Consider the following 1,266-nt stretch of genomic DNA (forward strand, 5'->3'; position numbering starts at 1 on the left):
GAACTGGATTACCAGATCAGCCGCCAGCTTGACGCGGTGATGCACCATGACGAGTTTCAGCGCACCGAAAGCACCTGGCGCGGCCTGAAGTCGCTGATCGATAAAACCGATTTCCGCCAGAACGTCAGAATCGAGCTGCTGGACCTCTCCAAAGAGGATCTGCGGCAGGACTTTGAGGACAGCCCGGAAATCATCCAGAGCGGCCTCTACAAGCATACCTACATTGACGAGTATGACACCCCCGGCGGCGAGCCGGTGGCCGCGCTGATCTCCGCCTACGAATTTGACGCCTCGGCGCAGGACATCGCGCTGCTGCGCAACATCTCGAAAGTCTCCGCCGCGGCCCATATGCCGTTTATCGGCTCGGCCGGGCCGAAATTCTTCCTCAAGGCGTCGATGGAGGAGGTTGCCGCGATTAAGGATATTGGTAACTACTTTGACCGCGCCGAGTACATCAAGTGGAAGTCGTTCCGCGAAACCGACGACAGCCGCTACATCGGGCTGGTGATGCCGCGCGTGCTGGGACGCCTGCCGTACGGCCCCGACACCGTGCCGGTGCGCAGCTTCAACTACGTGGAAGAGGTCAAAGGCCCGGACCACGATAAGTACCTGTGGACCAGCGCCTCGTTCGCCTTTGCCGCCAACATGGTGCGCAGCTTTATCAACAACGGCTGGTGCGTGCAGATCCGCGGCCCGCAGGCGGGCGGCGCGGTGCAGGACCTGCCGATCCACCTCTACGATCTCGGCACCGGCAACCAGGTGAAAATCCCGAGCGAGGTGATGATCCCGGAAACCCGCGAGTTTGAGTTTGCCAACCTCGGCTTTATTCCGCTCTCCTACTACAAAAACCGCGACTACGCCTGCTTCTTCTCGGCGAACTCCGCCCAGAAGCCGGCGCTGTATGACACCGCCGACGCGACCGCGAACAGCCGCATCAACGCGCGTCTGCCCTACATCTTCCTGCTGTCGCGAATCGCGCACTACCTGAAGCTGATCCAGCGTGAAAACATCGGCACCACCAAGGATCGCCGCCTGCTGGAGCTGGAGCTGAACACCTGGGTGCGCAGCCTGGTGACCGAAATGACCGATCCGGGCGACGAGTTACAGGCGTCGCACCCGCTGCGCGACGCGAAAGTGGTGGTGGAGGACATCGAGGACAATCCGGGCTTCTTCCGCGTGAAGCTGTACGCGGTGCCGCACTTCCAGGTGGAAGGGATGGACGTCAACCTGTCGCTGGTTTCCCAGATGCCGAAGGCGAAATCATAA

Annotated in this window: 1 protein-coding gene; it reads left to right on the plus strand. The window is 61.0% G+C overall.

Features of this window, described 5'->3' with window-relative positions; translation table 11 throughout:
- The coding region (gene tssC / locus ACCW71_RS20510) for a type VI secretion system contractile sheath large subunit (RefSeq protein WP_436374480.1) at positions 1-1,266 on the plus strand (1,266 nt) is incomplete at its 5' end.

The sequence above is a fragment of the Pantoea sp. C2G6 genome (genome assembly GCF_051336815.1).
Classification (GTDB): Bacteria; Pseudomonadota; Gammaproteobacteria; order Enterobacterales; family Enterobacteriaceae; genus Pantoea.